The sequence below is a fragment of the Fibrobacter sp. UWB2 genome (assembly GCF_002210425.1).
GTDB lineage: Bacteria > Fibrobacterota > Fibrobacteria > Fibrobacterales > Fibrobacteraceae > Fibrobacter > Fibrobacter elongatus.
The window spans coordinates 66,674-85,274 of the sequence record NZ_MWQK01000004.1 but is presented as its reverse complement, the minus strand read 5'-3'; the positions used below and the strand labels follow the sequence as shown (position 1 = coordinate 85,274).

The following is an 18,601-nucleotide window of genomic DNA, read 5'->3' as shown; positions in this document are numbered from 1 at the left end:
TATATCCAATATTTGCCATCTCGGGTGAGAAAGTTAGAAATCAAGGCTCTATTTTACATTGATTCTGTGCACTTGATTACCCGCTTGAACCAGATAATTGCCGGCACGACGCATTTCGAACGCAACATTTCCGGTTGCATTCACCTGCCTATTGTAAATGACCCGGCCCTGCATGTCGAAAACGTTTCCCTTTGCGCCTGTCTTGGCGCCATAGACTTGCAATGTCCGACCTGCGACTTTGACACCGAACGACGGTCCCTTGGAAATCGCGCGAAGCGATTTCCTTCCAATTCTTTCCGACCAGATGGTTCCATTGTTTGTGTTGACGCAACTATTTAAGAATTTTGGATATGTGCCTTTATTCTCCGCCGGCCAGAAGAATTCCTCCCATACGCCTTGGCTGTAATAATCGTTGATGAATAGTCCCGAAATACTATGGTTGTTGGCATAGTAAACAGGAGTCGTTTCGCCTCTGCTCAGCACACCAATGGGCTGCCACAGTACAATTCCGTCCACCCAATTGCCGCTCCCGTCCAAGAGGGATTCGTTCACGACAATATCGTTTTTTTGCCAGGCGCAGGGGTGGGTTTCTGTAACTTTGGCGCTATCGAGCTTTTTGCTCGTATACAGCGCAAACCAGTACAACTCATTGCGATCCGAGATGATGTAACAACCACTTTCATTTGTGGCGGGTTTCTTGGGTTCAGGGTACCAATGTGCATAAAGGTCGAAATCGCGGCTGAAGTAGTCCGTTTGCGGGAAATCTTTTATTTCATTAGCATAGGTGAGTTTATCAAACCAGCCTACAAAAACAAAGCCTTCACGAGTTGGTTCTTTTAAGGTCGTGATGACATCAAAATTAAATGTCGCCGGATTGTCGGTGTTATTCACCCCGCCATTCAAATGGTAAGTGATTTTATAGTTGTTCGCCACCCACTTTGCGTATAATGTAATATCATCGTGGCGATCCGGTGTAAGTTCCTTCACAGGCGTTTTAAACGTGGAATCGGCATACCAGCCGTCAAAAGTGTATCCTATTTTTTCTAGTCCCTTTAATGTATAGGTCGCAGAATCCGCGGACCAGCGCAAGGGATTGATTCCAAAATTTAAGCTACCATTGGCTACATAGGTCACAAAGTACTCGCTTTCCCACTTGGCGTAAAGGGTGTAGTATTTTTTTGTTCCAACCTTAATTGTATCGATTCTTTCTTTATACAGATTGTCGGTGAACCATCCTTCAAAGGTGTCGCCCTGCTTTGTGGGGCTTGCCAAAATAACAGCGGAATCGTTTGTGTAATACTTGGGGTTTTTATCGCTGTTCGTGCCACCGTTCAGTTTATAGTCAAGGTAATACTTCACTTTGGAACTTAAAACAGGATGCGGATCCATGCCTATGTTTTGTTCCCATGCGGCGCCATAGGAACCCTCCTGCAATTTTCCTAGAACGGTCCCGTCCTTGAATTCGTTCGCTGTCGCTTTTGATCCACCGTATTTGGCAGTCGCATCGCCGGCATAGTAGGCGTTCTTGATTTCAACATGGTGGCGGGAACTGTCGTAGAAACACCTTTGAAGATTTTGGAAACCAAAAATAGCATCGCCTCTGTCAGAAATGGTTCCAACGTTAAATACGTTCTCGAGGATAAAATCCTGCGCTTCCCCGACAATACCTCCGACTCCGTCCTTATAACTAGATTCACCGGTAATGCGGCCCGCATTGTAGGCGTTGATAATCTGAGTCACGTTACTCGGGGTCATAGTGGGCCATTCGGGCTTTGCTAGGGCAGGCTTTGACAAGGGAGGCGGAGCACAAAGGCACGACCAGTCTTCCTCGCTTATAATTGCACCGGCAATGCCGCCGGCGTTACCGCGCGCGACAACCGTCGCCTCGCTAAAAACATTGACAAGAAGCGCCGACTGGTCTATATAGCCGACAATACCTCCTGCATAACGGGTACCTTCAAAATAGGAATCCTTAATACCCAAGTTCCTTACGACGGGGGGCTTGCCGGCGCCTTCATAAAGCTTAGAGAAAAACCCGGCTTCATACTGTTTTTTTGTATAAAGCCCCGAAATGGTGTGGCCGTTGCCCTCAATTATTCCGCCAAATGCAAAAGGCTGCCAGTACATGATGTCATTGCGGGTGGAGTCTGGGTTCCCTTCCGCATCCAGCAGATTTTCATTGACCACGATATCGTTCTGGAGTTCTATGCAAGCAAAGGTGGAAAGTTTGGGGATGGCGTAAAGTTCCTCCTTGGAGGTGATTTGGTAACAGCTGTCAACACTTAACTGGGGTTCCTTGACTGCAGGGGCCCAAAGCGCTGTTAGCGTGTATTGGTCTCCACTGCAACGGGATATACTTTTTTGGGGAGCGTCGTAAAAAATACCGGTGGAAGCTTCTTTAAACCAGCCCAGAAACCGGGAACCTTCGCGGATCGGCTCGAGGAGTGTAATCTTGCATGTGTCTGATATTACGGATGAGTAAAAGTCGCTACTCGTGTCCTTTACGACAACGTAGCTATCCGGGTTCGCAGGGTTGTTTACACCCCCGTTCAAGTTATAGGTGATGGTCCGTGTGTCGCCTACTGCGGCAAAGCCGAATCCCCCTAAAGACAACAGCAATAACATGGAATACAAACACTTCATATCTTTAATATAATCATTAAATAGTTTTAGCGGATGTAAAATTCATCATTTATATGGAATTGCAAGTTGTACGCTGATGGAGGTGTATTTTAAAAAAAACTTGCTCTATAACCTTATATTGCCACTATTTCCTCTCGTCTCTCGTCTCTCGTCTCTCGTCTATTTTCTAAATTTCCCTCGTAAAATTTTAAAAGGACCCTGTTATGGAAATCCCCGAATCTTCGAATTTTATTCAGGACATTATCGTTAACGACCTCCAGACCGGCAAGCGCGATCACGTGCTGACGCGTTTCCCGCCCGAACCGAACGGCTATATTCACATTGGACACGCCAAGTCCATCTGCTTGAACTTCGGCACTGCTAAAAAGTTCGGCGGCTTTACGAACCTCCGCTTCGACGACACGAACCCGACCAAGGAAGATGTGGAATACGTCGATTCCATCCGCGAAGACGTGAAGTGGCTCGGCTTTGAATGGAAAGAAGAATTTTTCGCAAGCGACTACTACGACCAGATTTACGCCTTTGCCGAAAAGATGATTGAAATGGGCAAGGCTTACGTCGAAGATTTGACTCGCGACGAAATGCAGGAATACCGTGGCAACGATGCCGGTAAGCCTTCTCGCCCGAGCCCCTACCGCGACCGCAGCGTCGAAGAGAACATGAAGCTCTTCCACGAAATGCGCGACGGCAAGTACGCCGACGGTGAAAAGTGCCTCCGTGCCAAGGTCGACCTCGCAAGCCCGAACATGAACATGCGCGACCCGGTCATTTACCGCATCAAGCATTGCACGCACCATCGCACTGGCGACAAGTGGTGCATCTACCCGATGTACGACTTTGCCCACCCGATCAGCGACTGGATCGAAGGCATCACGCACTCCATCTGCACGCTCGAGTTCGAAGCCCACCGTCCGCTTTATGACTGGTTCCTCATTGAACTTGGTTTGCAGAACCGTCCGCAGCAGATTGAATTTGCTCGCTTGAACCTCACGTACACGATGATGAGTAAGAGGAAGCTCCTCGAACTTGTGCAGACAAAGGCTGTGCTTGGCTGGAACGACCCGCGTATGCCGACCGTTTGTGGTTTCCGTCGCCGTGGCTTTACCCCGAGCTCCATCCGCGAGTTCTGCAGCCGCATCGGTGTTTCCAAGGCCGACTCCATGGTCGATGTGAACCTCCTTTACTTCTGCATCCGCGAAGAATTGAACCAGACCGCTAACCGCGTGATGGCCGTGATTGATCCGGTCAAGCTCGTGATTGACAACTGGGAAGCAGACAAGGTCGAAATGATCGAAGTCGAGAACAACCCGAACGACCCGAACGCAGGAACCCGCAAGGTGCCGTTCAGCGGTGAACTCTACATCGAAGCAGACGACTTTATGGAGGAACCGCCGAAGAAGTACTTCCGCTTGAAGCCGGAAGGCGAAGTCCGCCTCAAGGGCGCTTACTTTGTCACTTGCAAGAGCGTCGAAAAGGATGCAGACGGCAAGGTCAAGGTAATCCACTGCGTCTATGACCCGCTCAGCAAGGGTGGCGAATCTCCGGATGGCCGCAAGGTCAAGGGCACGATCCACTGGGTCTCTGCAGCACACGCTGTGGATGCCGAAGTGCGCCTCATTGATAACTTGTTCACGCTCGAAGATCCTGCTCAGGTCCCGGAAGGCGAAGATTGGCACGATTACCTGAACCCGAATTCCATGGTCGTGAAGCAGGCCAAGGTGGAACCCGCTCTCGCCGACGCCAAGCTCGAAGACCGCTTCCAGTTCATGCGTCAGGGCTACTTCTGCCTCGATAGCGAAGACTCCAAGCCGGGTCACCTCGTGTTCAACAGAACTGTTGGTTTGAAGGACAGCTTCAACCCGACAAAGTAATTGACGTCCTTGGACGTCATCCTCGAAGCGAAGCGTAGGGGATCCATTAAGTACCTCGGCTTAATCGCCGGGGTCTTTTGTTTTATTGTGATTATTTTGTATTTTGTTTTAGTAGACTAAACTAAGAAGGAATGTGATCTATGAAAAGTAAAATTCTGATTTTGATATGTGCGCTTGTGGCGCTTTCATTTGCCAAAGATGAAAATCCTTTGCAAGAGGCGATGGAAATCATTAAAGAGTCAAAAACTCTTTACTCGTTAAAATATTTGGAAAAACCAATTCCAGTGCCTGATCGAAGTCGGCTGATAAACTACCCGGTCTACCGTGAGAAAAAGGGCGATAGCTATGATGTGAAAGCGATTAAGGCTACGGGCGAGGCTAAAAAATTACTCGACAAGGCTGAAAATTATTTTGGGTCCCATCAGTATGCCAAGGCTCGTGATGCCTACACGCTCGCTTTGCAAGAGGATCCGAAATTGTATAGCGCTATAACCTATATTGGTCAGACTTACGGGATCGAAGAAAATTGGGACAAGGCTGAACTTTGGTATAAAAAGGCGATTGAGGCAAACTATGTGGATTTTCTCGCACACTGGTTGCTTGCCGATGTCTATAAAATCAAGGGCCAAAAGGAAAAAGCTCTTGATGAAATTTCTATTGCAAAAGTCCTGAACCGCAATAACCCGCGATTGGAAGCGTTGCGCAAGGAAATTTACGGATTAAATGGCTTGAATATTAAGAATTGGACTTTTAACCCACAGGTAAGGATGTCCAGGGATTCTGTTACGGGGAATGTGAATATTGTTGCCGACTCGATTTGGTCGTATTATGCATTTGTTCAAGCGGCATGGTTTTATGAACCCGTGTATAAGGCGAAGGCAAAAAAGTATTCAATGCCTCAAGCAATGTATAGGGAATGCTTGATGGGGTTCCTTCCGTTTATAGGCGATAAGGCTCTTGTAGATTCCGTTGACGTACTGAAAAGGCTTGTTAAGGTTATTGAAGCGGATAAGTTGGATGAATTCGTTTTTTACGATATGCTCCTTCTGGATTATCCGACAGCATCGTTCCAGTTGGATAAAAAGCAAATCGAGGGCCTCAAGGATTACTTGATTTGGGCAAATCAAAAGTAGTTTTTGGATAATCTTGAAACCAAGGGGTGGTCGGCGGCATCTAATAAGATGTATTTTAAGGATAAGGAGGTTCCTATGTTTAAAAAGACGTTAAAATACGTTCTGCCATTGGTGTTTCTTTTGGCAGGATTGGCGAACGCCCAGACGCGCTATACGCCTTCGGAACTGGATACGCTCGTTTCGACGATTGCGCTTTATCCGGACCCGCTCTTGGTGCACGTATTGGATGCGACAACGCATGGCGAAGACCTTCCAAGTGCATCTGCATTTGCAACTGCAAATCGCCATTTGAAGGGTGATGATTTGGCGGCTGCAATTGAACGAGCCGAACTCGATTACGATGAGTCGGTGATTGCGCTTATCCCGTTCCCGGATGTCCTCCGCAAGCTTGCAAAATATGCGACGTGGGCAAACCAGCTCGGCGAAGCGGTCGAAATGCAAAAAGCCGATGTGATGGATGCTGTGCAGAGAATGCGCAAGGTTGCCCACAAGAATGGCTATTTGAATAGTGATGATAAGATTGCTGTGAAGGTTGATGATAACGTGTCGATTCAGCCGGTTCGCGAAGAATATGTGTACGTTCCGGAATACGACCCGCGTGTTGTCTATTACGTTGTTTCGGACGGTAGTTTCCGCTTGCGCTATGTGAATGGCGTTTGGACTGGGGCCGGTCTCGTTTACTGGGGCTGGGATCCGTTCTATTACGATTGGGTACACCGCCGCCCGCATTACCGCCATCCGCACCGTTATGCACCGCCTCCGCGTCACCGTGTAAGGGCAAGACCTGCTACGGGGCCGCGTTTTAACAATCCGCCTCCTCCGCGTCCGCGCAATGGAACCTGGCATTCTTCGTCTCCTGCGCCAATGCCGCCTTCTAACAACTGGCGCTCTGCGACAGCTGCTCCTCAGCAGTCAAATGTCTTGAGAAAATCATCGCCTTCAGTTCAGGCATCTTCGAATAATTCTCGACCGGCGCCTCCGCCACCGCCGAATTACAAGCGCCCGGCACCACCTCCGCCGCAGGCTTCTAGCTCGAACGATGATGAGGACAAACGTTGGAATTCGCGCCGTTCCGATCGTCCGCGTAATGCGCCTCCTCCGCCTCCATCGCGTAGAAGGTAAGGCTATCTCGGGGCGGAATTGCCGCAATCCTATCCGCGCTTTTTCACTACAGAGCAAATTGGGCATTCTTCATCTTTATGCCCGCGCGCTTTGCAGTAGTTGCGCCCAAAATAAATGATTTGCAAATGACGCTTTTCCCATTCTTCTTTGGGAAAAGCTTTTTTTAAATCTTCTTCGGTCTTTTCAACACTTGAACCGTCGCTTAATCCCCAGCGTTCAGCGAGGCGATGAATGTGCGTGTCGACCGGGAATGCTGGGAGCTTAAAGATGTGACTCATGATGACGCTCGCCGTCTTATGTCCGACTCCAGGGAGGCTTTCGAGTTCTTCGAATGTGTGCGGGACTTCGCCTTTGAACTTTTCGACGAGCGCTTGCGAGAGCTTGAAAATGTTTACGCTTTTGGTGTTAAAGAAACCGCAAGGCTTGATGATTTCGGCAATGCGGTCTACACCGAGCTTGATCATCTTGGCGGGAGTGTTTGCTTCTTTGAAGAGGACCGCAGTCACCTGGTTTACGCGGATGTCTGTACATTGAGCGCTTAATACAACGGCCACGAGGAGCGTGAATGGGCTTGTAAAATCTAGCGGGATGGGTGGACTAGGGTATAGTTCGTCCAGCTTATCGCCAATGAATTTGATTTTGTCGCTTTTCTTCATGCGATGCCCCCTGCGCTCTCGTCTTTCGTCTGTAGCCCTTGGGCGTTCTTCCGTTTAGTTTTTGTCGCGCGTAAAGTCTTGCTGCATGTTGAAGCTCGGCATGTCGTCGTGCGGGTGGCCCACTTGAACGGCCGGGACGCCTGCATAAGTCGTGTGAGCAGGAACATCGCAAAGCACCACGGCGCCAGCGCCAATCTTTGCGCCGTCTCCGATGTGGATGTTGCCGAGCAACTGAGCGTGTGCGCCGAGCATCACGCCGTTTCCGATTTTCGGGTGACGGTCGCCGATTTCGTTACCGGTTCCACCCAAGGTCACGCCGTGCAAAAAGCTCACGTTGTTGCCGACGGTTGCTGTTTCACCGATGACGATATTTGTGGCGTGGTCCACCAAAAGTCCGTGGCCAATCTTTGCAGCCGGGTGGATGTCCATGCCGAACTTGCGGCTGATGATGCTCTGGAGCATCTTGGCCGGGAAGTGGCGGCCTTCTTCATAAAGGATATGGGCTACGCGGTAGGCTTGCAATCCTTGGAAACCCTTGAAGAACAGTAGAGGTTCGAGGGGGCCCGTGCAAGCGGGGTCGCGGAGGACCGTTGCGTGCAAGTCCTTTGTCGCGCAAATGAGCAAGTTGGGATACTTTTCGTACATGACGCGGAACATCTTCTCGAGTTCTGCGCGGTCGATGACTTCACCGGCGAGCTGACAGGCGAGGGTTACTCCAAGCATATCCGCAAAGTTCTTGCGGTTAAGGATTTGCTCTTCGAGCATCAACTTCGAAAGCGGCTCGGTCTTGACGAGCTCTGCTGCGTCCTTGCGGAGTAACTGTTCCATTTCTTCTGGTGTCATGATGACGCCAAATATAAAAAATATGTGACCGCGGCGCGGGCCTATTTGCTTTTCTTATAACTCTAGCAATGCTTTGGCGGGAATCCAGAACCAGTCGGGGCGGAATTCTAGCTCGTAGCAGGCTTCGTAGATGGCTTTTGCGAGAATGTAGGGCTTGGATTCCTTCTCGATTTCTTCGGTAGAAATCCCGGAAACCTTGGAGTACCCTGTGACAAATGCTTTTTGCGCTTCGGCCGGGTCGGTCTTCGCGACGGCGCCTGCATAGGCAAAGCTGCGCAACATCCCGGCGATATCGACGGCGGGGGAGCGGATAGTGCGCCTGTAGTCGAGGCTTCGCGTGGGTTCCCCTTCAAAGTCGATAATCTCGAAATGCTTGGTGCCATTTGCACTTTGCGTAATCAGCACTTGCCCGAGGTGGTAATCCCCGTGGATGCGCTGCTTTTTGATAGTCTTGTCGCTGAACGTCTCGCGGAGCAAGTCACTGTAGCGGATGCGCAGTTCTGGGAGCTTTTCACGCAGTTGCGGAGCGTACTCGGTATCCGTGGAGTTTTGGAGCAACTGTTGCAATCGGTCGAATGGCGGCTCGATGCCGCTGTACTTGGGACCGCTTAAACGCTTGAGGCTTTCGTGCATCTGCGCGGTGGACATCCCGAGCTGGAAGGCGTCTGTGCTATCCATGTTGTTGCAGAATTCGCTCCAGGCGTCAAGTGCGTTCGGGAAATGTTCTTCGAGGATTCCCCACGTGTAAACTTCACCGCCTTTGGCCTTGTAATTGCAGACGGCGTAAAGTCTCGGGACGCGGCTGCTGTCGGCCTTGTTCATCGCTTCTAGAATTTCGGCTTCGGGATGTAACCCCGGTTCTAGCCTGCGGTATAGCTTGAAGAAAAACTTGCCGGGCGCGCAAAATGCGGAGTTGCTCTGCTCCTTTGATACGGGCTTGATGCTCGTGAGGGCCGCCCTAGAAAATGGCGATGTAATTCTAAACGAGAAAAATCCGGAGTCGCCTGCGAAAACGGACTGTTGGGAACCATCGAGGAATGCGTCTTCGAGAATCTTCCCGGCCGCGTTTTCATCGTCAATGACGGTATAGATATCGCTTTCTCCGTCGTCAAACGAAACCTTGATAAGTCGAATGCGCGTACCGCCAGCTTCTGTGGAATCAATTTGGTCGACGCGGGTGATGGTCCTGTTTTTTCCCATGAACCAACGTTGTTTGCTAAAATACTTGATAAGGTTCATAGTCCGAATATATAATTTTTGACCAGAAAATATTTTTTAAATAATAAACCATTTGACCAAAATAATATATAATATTAAACGTAGGAGATGGAAGGGTGGATTCTCCTTGGAAAAATAAAGAAAGTGCCTTCGATTTGGATTAGGGGGCGCTTTCTTCTTTTTTTATACGCTTTTTTTTATTTTCCGGGACTTGTGAGCGGGGCAAAATACCCCTGAGATCGCAACGAAGCTAGGACTTTTAGCTGTTGCGGGACGGGTTCGCGTGGAAGACCTTCAATGACGAAGGGAGGAATCTGCTTCACGGGCTTGAAAGCTTCTGGAACATCGCTGTAATCGCAGAGTTGCCATGCGGCAAGCAGTTTTTCGATGAATTCACTCCACGGAAATTTATCAGTGGGGTGCATGGTGAACCTGGCCGGCTTGAGATTGTCCCTTGCGTCGAGCAAGAGACTCCCGTCTTTGTAACAGGCGATAACGGCGGCCTTGCGTGAAGCGCCGTCGGTTGCTTTTTGGGCGGGTATGTTTAAAATGAGTTGCAAACCTATGCCGTGGCGAGGAGTTCGCGCTGGATAAGGCTGTACTCGTATTCCGAAATGGAGGTGATCTTTAAAATCAGCTCGCGCTTGAGCCCTGCTTTGATGAGCTCTTTTGCTTCGTCAATTTTACTTGTTGTTGCCATATTAAGCCTCTTTTTCTTAAAAGACGTAATATAAAAATAATCTTTCTGTGGTAAAAATGTCAATACCGGAAAGAAAATTTTTCGGCAAATATATAAAAATTGTGTTCTGTAACACATTGATGGTCAACGAATTAGGATTGACTAGATGTCCATGGGCTTATGGACGGCGGTGTGATTCAATTCACTAAGGTGGGCGAGATTATAAAAATTCCGGGGGGACAATACCATCCAGAACGGGAAAGTTTTTGCGGTAATCACGTTCGGCCTCACGGTCTAGCTCGGCCGAAATGACCATTTCGCGTTGGGTTGGGCCTTCGGCGAGAACGTCTCCATTTGGCGAAATGATGAGGGAGGTGCCCGCAAGCGGGAGCTTTTGGTCGCTACTTTCGCTGACGGCGTTCACGGCGGCGATATAGACCTGGTTTTCGATGGCTCGTGCCTTGATGAGCGTTTCCCAGTGGGCGCGTCTCTTGGCGGGCCACGCCGCTTGGATCGTGATGAAATTTGCGCCTTTTTTGGTCGCTTCGCGGAAGATTTCTGGGAATCGCAGGTCGTAGCAGATGAACGAAGCTATTGTCCAGCTTACAGATTCTGCCTTATTGTCATTCCCGACTTGATCGGGAATCTCCTTTAATTTAAATAAATTAATATTTTCGCCGGCTTTAAAGCTTTCCTTTTCCGGGAAGAACAGGTTCATCTTGTTGTAGCCGCAGAATTCCTTGGTTTCGCGCGGCTTGTAGATGCTCACGTGGTTGTAAAAACCGTCGCTTGCGCGGGTGATGCCTGCCCCCATGATGGTACAGCCGGTCGCTGTGGAAACTTCGGAGAGCGTGCGTGATGTTTCGCTAGACTCGTTTGAACTGAAGTCTTCGGCGGCATCGTCCAGATCGGCGGGGACATACCCTGTGGCAAACATCTCGGGAAGGAGCACGAGGCTCCCTGCATCGGGCTTTGCGTCGAGAATCATCTTCTTTGCGCGTGCTAGATTTTCGGTTTTGTTGCCTTTGGCGCTATCGAACTGGACTAAATAAACTTTAAGCATGCGTATAATATAAGATGTTGAATGCTTGTCGTGATTTTTTCTGCGTAAAATATCTATTTTGAAAGCATGAAGTTTCGCCTAATTTTCTGTTTTATCCTGTTCCTTGTCGTTGGGGCTCTCGCTGCATCCCCGACAACGATTATTGGTGTTGTCCTTGAAGCGGAATCCGATTTGCCAGTCAAGGATGTCGCCGTTTCTTATAAGTCCGGCAAGCGGATCGGGGAGACTGATTCCCGAGGCCGTTTTGAACTGTCTGTGGATTCCAAGAATGCGACGCTCGTGTTCAAGAAAGAGGGCTTCGATAGCGTCTTTGTGGACTTGCAGGACTATGCTGACCTTCTGGACATGGTGATAACGCTTAGCACGAATGTCACGAATCTCGGGGCAAGCACGATTATCGGTGATGGCGAGCCGGTCAAGTGGGAAGTCGAACGTACGGTGAAACTTGAAAAGCTCGAAGATGCTGCGGGCATGCGTTTTGACTTGACGGAACACTTGAGCCAGATGCCCGGTATTTCAGGACAGAAGGATTTTAGCAGTGCCCTTTACTATGACGGTTCTCGTGCAGGCGACGTTGCTTATCATTTGGGCCGTCTCCGTATCCCGAACATGCGCCACCTGGATGTCGGTTTCCCGGGCAACCTTTCTATTATAAATCCGCATACGTTGAGCGGTATCGAAGTTCATGACCATTATGGACAAGGTCCGGTGGGCCAGGGACTTGCAACCTCGATCCAGTACATTCCGGAACAGACGAAGGGCGAGTGGGGCTTGAGAGGTTCTGCTGGGCTTACCGTGCAGGAAGTTGTACTTGATGCTCCATTCTTTATTTGGGATAGCTTCCGCTTTGCGTTCCGTCGTCTCGATGGCGAAATGCTCAAGAATCTGGGCGAAAAGTTCTTTACGGAATTCCGCAAGCGCGATGACGATTGCTCTGACGACTGCAAGGTGAAGTCTTCGGATCCGTTTGACCTTACTGCGTTTGACATCTATGCGCAGTTGAACGGTTCTGATTCGCTTGGCAACAAGACTTGGGCTTTGCGTACGTTGTACAGTTCCGACGAATATAAGGTCAGCCAGGATACTTCGTCTACGTACGGTGCGGTCAATTCGATTGATATTATTGAAGGTAGCCAAAGCTATTTGGTTATCGGTGCCGAATACGCTTCGAAGTTCGGAGCTAGCTTCCATGCAGGTCTTGTGCGTGAACACCTGAGCGATACGTTGCGTGATACGACGGGGTTCCGTTCGGGCAAGCTCTCGGAAGAATCGGCAAGAACGTTTATTGATGGCTATAGCCAGACGCATACGACGCTTAGTGCCGGTGCAGATAAGGACTTCAATGCGGATATCTTTGGTGCAGGCCTTCGTGGTGCAGTTCTTTATGAACATCACATGGTTGAACGCAGCTATCCGATTCCTGGTGGCGAAGAAAGTAGCGATTACCAGACGGGGGTTCTGTCGGGTGCTGTAACGCTTGACTGGAAGAATGAATTTTCTGAGCACATCATCTCCGTGGGTGCTGTTGCCGATGCGGCAGACCATAAGGCATTGCCAACGGCCTCGTTCGATATGGAACGCAATTTGTCCAAAACGGATTCTGCTTACTGGAGACTCTTTGGTAATGCCGCTTACCGTGCCGACTGGAAACATTATTTTGACGATGGCGACTTGACGGGCCGCTTGGAATCGGGAACGTCTCTTAAGCTTGGACTTGGCTACCGCTCTAAGTACTTGGTTGCGCAGTTCTCGGGCTTTGGACGTTTCTACTTTGATCCGCTACTCCCGTTGCCGAAAGCTTTTGCAAATTATGAAGATGTAACTCCGGTGGACTACGCTTGGGTTTCGGGCGCATCGGGTTCTCTTGAATGGAAGACGTCGCACCACTTCTCGATGGCGATGAATGCAAGCTCTGTTTACGGTGAATACGAATTGAAGGGCGGAAAGTCGTTGCCGTGGGAAGCTAATTCCCGTTTGGACGTTGTGTCGCATTTTAGATATTATCCGCGCAAGGACTCGATTGTGTCTGTCATCTTGACGCACCATGCGGCATGGCACAGACCGCTTTACTACTATGCGATTAAGCCTGCTACGAATGAAAAGAACGGAACTCGAGAACTCAAGGATTACAACAAGTTTACGGATCTGTACAGAACCGACTTGCGCGTGAATTTGGATTTGACAAGGTCCAAGGGATTCTTTAGGCATGCAAGGTTCTATCTTGAACTCGACAACATCTTCTCGAAGCTCGATGTTGCTGCGCTTAAGTTCCTCGGTTCCGAAAATGGACGTGAACGTTCTTGGGTTGCTCGTGATAATGACAAGAATACCGCGAATGGCTATGACCTCGTGCCGTTTATTGCAAAGGGCATGGGCCTTTACTTCCAGTTCGGTGTAGAAGTGCAGCTGGGAATTTAATGAGTAGGCGGTAGGAAGTAGACTGTAGGAAGTTGCGCTAGTTGTCATTGCGAGGATCGAAGTGACGAAGCAATCTATTCTTTTGATAATTGCGTTTTCTGCAGTTCTTTCGTTTGCGCATGTGACGGATAGCTTGTTTGTGCCGCCGAAGCCAGCGAAACCTTTGCGTTATTGCTCTTCGGCAAAGCAATGGGTGGATTACGCCAGTCACGATTCTAATTTGGTTGAAATTACATATATGCGCGGGCTCCGCATGGACCTGCGCTATGCCACATTTAACAACGTGACCGGTCATGATATGTATTGCGGTATACAGCGTGCATTTATCCATAAAGACGGTTTGCCAAAGCTCAAACGTGCGCTCTCGATTATCGCCAAGGAATTACCGGGATATACGCTTGTGATTTTTGATGCGGCGCGCCCGATGTATGCGCAGTCGGTTCTAAAACAATCTGTGGCGGGAACGCCTTACAGCCATTTCGTTTCGTCGGGCAAGACGGGCGGGCTCCACAATTACGGGCTTGCGCTTGATTTGGGAATTGCCGATAGCACTGGCAATTTGCTGGATATGGGCGCCGACTTTGATTCGTTTGAACGTTGTGCGGGTGCAGTGGGCGAGGCTGATGCTTTAAAGTCTGGGCGCCTAACTCAACTGCAAATCGATAACCGCAACTTGCTCCGCAATATCATGAAGCGTGCGGGGTGGGTGATGCTCTCTAGTGAATGGTGGCATTTCAACGCTTTCACGCGAGCCTATACCAAGGAACACTACCCGCTGTTCCCTATTTGAGTTAAGAGTTACTGCGGCGATGCCGCCCATGGTAACTTTAATCTTGTATTTACGGCAGTGTCTTGATGCTGGCACGCTTGAGACGGTCGTTGAGTGCCATGCCGACGCCTGTGTTCGGGATGGGATCGACGAGTATCAAGTCGTAATCGGGCGTATCTAGGTCGTGCATGTAGGCGTAAAGCTTGGAGGTCGCTTCGACCATGTCGCCTGTTGCTGACAAATTTACAGTTGCAGGAACAGGGCCTTGCTGTGTACCGAATGCAATGCGCACGGTATGCTCTGGGAGCGGGTAGCCTGCTGGAACTTCGCCGTAGTAAAGCGGGACTTGTGGGCGGTAATGTGTATCGCACTGGCCGGGGGCAAGCATCGGCTGGCCCGGCTTGGATGTAGATTCCTTGATTTTTACTTCACCGAGGATGGCCTTGAACATTTCAGGCGTGATGGCGCCTGGACGCATGACGGTCGGTTCGCCAACAAGGGAAATAATCGAACTTTCGACACCGACGGAACAGGGGCCGCCATCGACAATGCCTGCGATGCGGTCAGCGAGCTGTGCCGCAACATGTTCAGCGGTCGTGGGGCTCACGTGCTTAAAGAGGTTTGCGCTCGGGGCGGCAAGCGGGAGTCCTGATTCCTTGATGATTGCCTGTGCAATCGGATGGCTTGGGAAGCGCACCGCCACGGAGGGGAGGGCGCTTGTGCAAAGGTCGGGGATGCAATCCTTCTTGGGGAGGATGATGGTCATCGGGCCCGGCCAATAGGCTTCGGCGAGCTTGTAGGCGCTATCGGGAATGTCCTTCGCGATGTCGGTGAGTTGTGCAATGTCTGCGATATGGACAATCAGCGGGTCGAACGTCGGGCGTTCTTTGGCTGCGAAAATCTTGGCGAGAGCTTTGGGCTCGAAAGCGTTACCGGCGAGGCCGTAAACCGTTTCTGTCGGGATGGCGACGACTTCGCCTTCCTTGAGGAGGCGGGCGGCTTCGCTTACACTTGTCCATGGTGGGAATTTCATGAAATAAAAAATAGAAAATGCAGAAGGATTTAGTCTATTTGTCATTCCCGGCTTGACCGGGAATCTCCAGTCTCTAGCGTATAAAAAGGAGATGCCCGCTCGGAGGCGGGCATGACAAGGTTGCGAAGGCTTTCGCCTATTGCTTAAGCTTCGGTTGTTGCTGCCGGAGCTTCTTCCTTCTTTTCGTCCTTGCGGCCGAAGGCAAACACCTGGTCGCAAGCGGAATTGAAGCGCTTCCAGATTTTTTCGGAGTGTTCACGAGGAACTGCACCGACTTCCTTCCAGAGGCGGCGGAAATGCTTGACCTTGTTCATCGAGGCAACGACCGTCTGATCGTTCAAGTCAGTGAGCAAGTCTTCGGCCTGTTCGCAGAGGAGAATCTTCTTCTGGAGGTTGTTCTGGCGAGCCTGTTCCTGAATGTCGAGCTGGTCGCGGCGGCGGGTGAAGAAGTCGTCGCAGACATCGCGGAATGCCTTGCGGAGTTCATCGTCGTCGTTACCGCAAGAACCGAGCGTGACCCATTCCTTCTGGATGTCGCGAACGGCATCGGCGAGCTGGTTGGAGCCTGCGCTTTCGGCAAACTGGCGGACCTTTTCGATCATTTCCTGCTTTTTCTTCTTGATGTCTGCAATCTTGGCCTGGAGTTCCGGGTCAGATTCAGCCATCTTGGCGACAATCTTATTGACGATTGCGTTGAAGCGTTCGTTGATGGATTCTACAGCGTCCTTCGGGACCATGCCAATCGTCTTCCATTCAGCATCGATGGCCTTGTAAGCTTCGATGACTTCTGGAGTGATATTGGCGATGTCGAGAGCTTCGAGCTTTTCGCAGAGGGCCTGCTTCTGTTCGAGGTTCTTCTGCTTGGCGGCATCCATTTCTTCAAAGTGGTTGCGCTTCTTTTCGAAGAAGGAATCGCAAGCGGTGCGGAAACGAGTCCAAATTTCGTCGGACTTGCTCTTCGGCACTGGGCCTGTTGCCTTCCATGCGTCCTGCAACTGCTTGAGCTTGGTGGAGGTGGCGTTCCAATCGGTCGAATCCTTGATGGCTTCGGCTTCGATGCAGAGGGCGACCTTCTTTTCGTAGTTGGCTTCGCGGCTTTCGTCTTCGAGCTTTACGTTTTCCTTGTGCTGGGCATAGAAGGCGTTCACGGCGTCCTTGAAGCGCTTGTTGAGGGCTGCAAAGGCTTCCTTCGGGACCATGCCGATGTTCTTCCAGTTTTCCTGGATTTCCTGCACGGACTTGAACTTGTCCTTCCAGAAAATTTCAGCGTTAGCGACGAGGTCTTCGACCTTCTGGCAGAGGGCTTCCTTGTCGACGAGGTTCTTCTGGCGTTCGGCGTTCTGTTCTTCGATGAACGGAGCGCAGTTTTCCTTGACCTTGTCTACGAGGGCCTGGAAACGGTCGCGGTAGTCCTGGAACTTGGCTGCAGAAATCGGTCCGATTTCACGCCACTTGCCGCAGAGTTCGCGGAACTTGGCAAGTACGGCCTGGCTCGGAGTTTCCTTGGAGAGCGCGTCCATTTCTTCGATGATGGTGTCGCGGTCCTTTTCGTTGTGCCAGTTTTCCCACTGCTGCATTTCCTGGAAACGGGAGGTGGCAATCTTGTATTCCTGCCAGAGATCGTGGTACTTGAACTTCTGTTCGCCAACGATTTCCTTCCATTCCTGATAAGTGTCGCGGAGAATCTTGTGGATTTCGCGGAATTCCTGGTTCTCATCGATGTTCTGGATACGTTCAATGAGACCGCGGAGCTTCTTGGAATTTTCTTCGATGACCTTCTGGGCCTTTTCGTTGAATGCACCGATGAGTTCGCTGAGCTTGGTGCGGAGTGCGTTATAAGCCTGGAGAATCGGATCGTCGCCTTCGAGGAGGGCGAGCTTTTCCCATTCGCGGACGATGGCATGCAAGTGCTTGCCCGTGTTTTCATCGATCTCCGTTTCGGAGAGAGCCTGGAGACGTTCGAGAAGGCTCTTGCGGATGGCAATTTCTTCTTCGCTTGCGTTTTCAGATTCTGCGGTCGGAATTTCAATCTTCTTTGCTTCTTGAGACTTGAAGTAGGCGTTGTTGAATCGCTTGATCAAGGCTGCGTCCATAAGGGACTTGCCTTCGTTCCATTCCTGGATGATGGCATTTACGCGGTCAGCGTTTTCTTCGGTCGTGCCTGCTTCGACAAAACCTTCGAGTTCAGTGAGCGATTCCGTGAGGCGTGCAATCTTTGCCTGCTTTTCGGCTTCGGCGTTTTCTGCAGCCTTCTTTGCGGCGTTAGCTTCGTCGTAGAACTTGTTGAAGCTTTCGTAAATTTCATTGAGCTTTGCGGCAGATTCGCCCATGCCAAGTGCGTTAGCTTCGTTCATCAAGTCGTCGAACTGCGGCTTGGTGGCGAAAGCGTCCTTTTGGGCGGCGAGGAAGTGAGCCTGCTTGATGAGGGCTTCGCGCTTGCTCTGCAAGAGTTCGGCTGCCTTTCTGCCATTGTCTTCGGCTTCTTTCTTTGCACGAACTTTATCCGAAATCTTCTTGCGGACGGACGTGTGCTTGGAGCTCTTGATGAGGTCGGCCTGCAATGATTCAGACGTGACGCGGTCTGCGGCTTGCAGTGCGATTTCTTCGCTGGAATCGCGGGTAGCGATCTGGGCGAGCAGGGACTGCTTGCTGCACTGCTTGACAAGTTCTCTCTTCAGATTTACGTTGTCTGTTGCCTTGAGGACATCTTCGGTATAGCGAGTGTCCTTGATGGCTTCGATGTAACCGAGGACTTCGCTATTCAGAGCGGATTCGTTAAAGTTTTTCAGCTTTTTGACGATTTCTTCGAAAGCTCTCGATTCTGCCAAACGGCGTACGCCGGCATCGCTGTCTTTTGTCGAAATATCCTGAAGTGTCTTAATAATTGCAAGTTTCTTAACTGCAGCCATTCGCACTTCGACATTATCATCAGAAAGGGCCACTCGTTCGACAATATCTTGACTAGTGAGTTCATCCAAGTCTGCAATTGCTTCAATGCGCTTTGCGGGGTTGGAATTTTGCCATTTCGGTTTAAATGCGTCAAAAATGCTCATAATATCTCCAATAGGTAGGCGGGGCTTCCTCAGCTCCGTATAGCATAATCTAACTAAAAAAATATTATAGTCAGGAAAAACAGTGCGAATTTATGCCCAT

Annotated in this window: 14 protein-coding genes; 5 read left to right on the top strand and 9 right to left on the bottom strand. The window is 50.3% G+C overall.

All coding sequences use genetic code 11. The annotated features are described in order from the left end of the window. Positions 1-48 precede the first annotated feature (48 nt). On the bottom strand, positions 49-2,643 hold the full coding sequence (locus tag B7982_RS08515; RefSeq protein WP_088660374.1) for an InlB B-repeat-containing protein: 2,595 nt from the start codon (positions 2,641-2,643) through the stop codon (positions 49-51). 203 nt (positions 2,644-2,846) lie between these two features. Here B7982_RS08515 and B7982_RS08510 point away from each other — a divergent pair, with 203 nt between their 5' ends. The 3 genes from B7982_RS08510 to B7982_RS08500 all read left to right on the top strand — a co-directional run bounded on the left by B7982_RS08510 (position 2,847) and on the right by B7982_RS08500 (position 6,769). Next, positions 2,847-4,514 (top strand): glutamine--tRNA ligase/YqeY domain fusion protein, encoded by a 1,668-nt coding sequence (locus tag B7982_RS08510; protein ID WP_088660373.1) that lies wholly within the window; start codon positions 2,847-2,849, stop codon positions 4,512-4,514. Between the two features lie 140 nt (positions 4,515-4,654). Beyond that, positions 4,655-5,647 (top strand): hypothetical protein, encoded by a 993-nt coding sequence (locus B7982_RS08505; RefSeq protein WP_088660372.1) that lies wholly within the window; start codon positions 4,655-4,657, stop codon positions 5,645-5,647. 75 nt (positions 5,648-5,722) lie between these two features. Then, on the top strand, positions 5,723-6,769 hold the full coding sequence (locus tag B7982_RS08500) for a DUF3300 domain-containing protein (RefSeq protein WP_088660371.1): 1,047 nt from the start codon (positions 5,723-5,725) through the stop codon (positions 6,767-6,769). Positions 6,770-6,798: 29 nt separating this feature from the next. Here B7982_RS08500 and nth read toward each other — a convergent pair whose 3' ends face one another. The 6 genes from nth to B7982_RS08475 form a co-directional block, all read right to left on the bottom strand. Then, positions 6,799-7,425, bottom strand: a complete 627-nt coding sequence (gene nth, locus B7982_RS08495) for an endonuclease III (protein WP_088660370.1) — start codon at positions 7,423-7,425, stop codon at positions 6,799-6,801. Positions 7,426-7,479: 54 nt separating this feature from the next. Next, positions 7,480-8,268 (bottom strand): serine O-acetyltransferase, encoded by a 789-nt coding sequence (cysE, locus tag B7982_RS08490; protein WP_088660369.1) that lies wholly within the window; start codon positions 8,266-8,268, stop codon positions 7,480-7,482. Between the two features lie 54 nt (positions 8,269-8,322). Then, entirely contained in the window at positions 8,323-9,507 is a 1,185-nt protein-coding gene (locus B7982_RS08485) for a phosphotransferase (RefSeq protein WP_088660368.1), read from the bottom strand. Between the two features lie 176 nt (positions 9,508-9,683). Then, positions 9,684-10,046: a hypothetical protein gene (locus B7982_RS08480; protein ID WP_088660367.1), complete on the bottom strand. Its 363-nt coding sequence runs from the start codon at positions 10,044-10,046 to the stop codon at positions 9,684-9,686. Between the two features lie 2 nt (positions 10,047-10,048). Next, positions 10,049-10,186, bottom strand: coding sequence for a hypothetical protein (locus tag B7982_RS15020; RefSeq protein WP_181369026.1), 138 nt, complete (start codon positions 10,184-10,186; stop codon positions 10,049-10,051). Between the two features lie 199 nt (positions 10,187-10,385). After that, complete coding sequence (locus B7982_RS08475; protein ID WP_088660366.1) at positions 10,386-11,228, bottom strand: nitrilase-related carbon-nitrogen hydrolase; 843 nt, start codon at positions 11,226-11,228, stop codon at positions 10,386-10,388. A 66-nt stretch (positions 11,229-11,294) separates the two neighbouring features. Between B7982_RS08475 and B7982_RS08470 the strand changes: the two genes are divergently transcribed. Together B7982_RS08470 and B7982_RS08465 are read left to right on the top strand one after the other, a co-directional pair. Then, positions 11,295-13,646, top strand: coding sequence for a hypothetical protein (locus B7982_RS08470; protein ID WP_088660365.1), 2,352 nt, complete (start codon positions 11,295-11,297; stop codon positions 13,644-13,646). 61 nt (positions 13,647-13,707) lie between these two features. Continuing rightward, positions 13,708-14,436, top strand: a complete 729-nt coding sequence (locus tag B7982_RS08465; RefSeq protein WP_233138449.1) for a M15 family metallopeptidase — start codon at positions 13,708-13,710, stop codon at positions 14,434-14,436. Positions 14,437-14,485: 49 nt separating this feature from the next. Here B7982_RS08465 and B7982_RS08460 read toward each other — a convergent pair whose 3' ends face one another. Both B7982_RS08460 and B7982_RS08455 read right to left on the bottom strand, forming a co-directional pair. Beyond that, positions 14,486-15,448, bottom strand: a complete 963-nt coding sequence (locus B7982_RS08460; protein WP_233138448.1) for an L-threonylcarbamoyladenylate synthase — start codon at positions 15,446-15,448, stop codon at positions 14,486-14,488. A 143-nt stretch (positions 15,449-15,591) separates the two neighbouring features. Further along, on the bottom strand, positions 15,592-18,501 hold the full coding sequence (locus B7982_RS08455; protein ID WP_088660363.1) for a DUF349 domain-containing protein: 2,910 nt from the start codon (positions 18,499-18,501) through the stop codon (positions 15,592-15,594). Positions 18,502-18,601 lie beyond the last annotated feature (100 nt).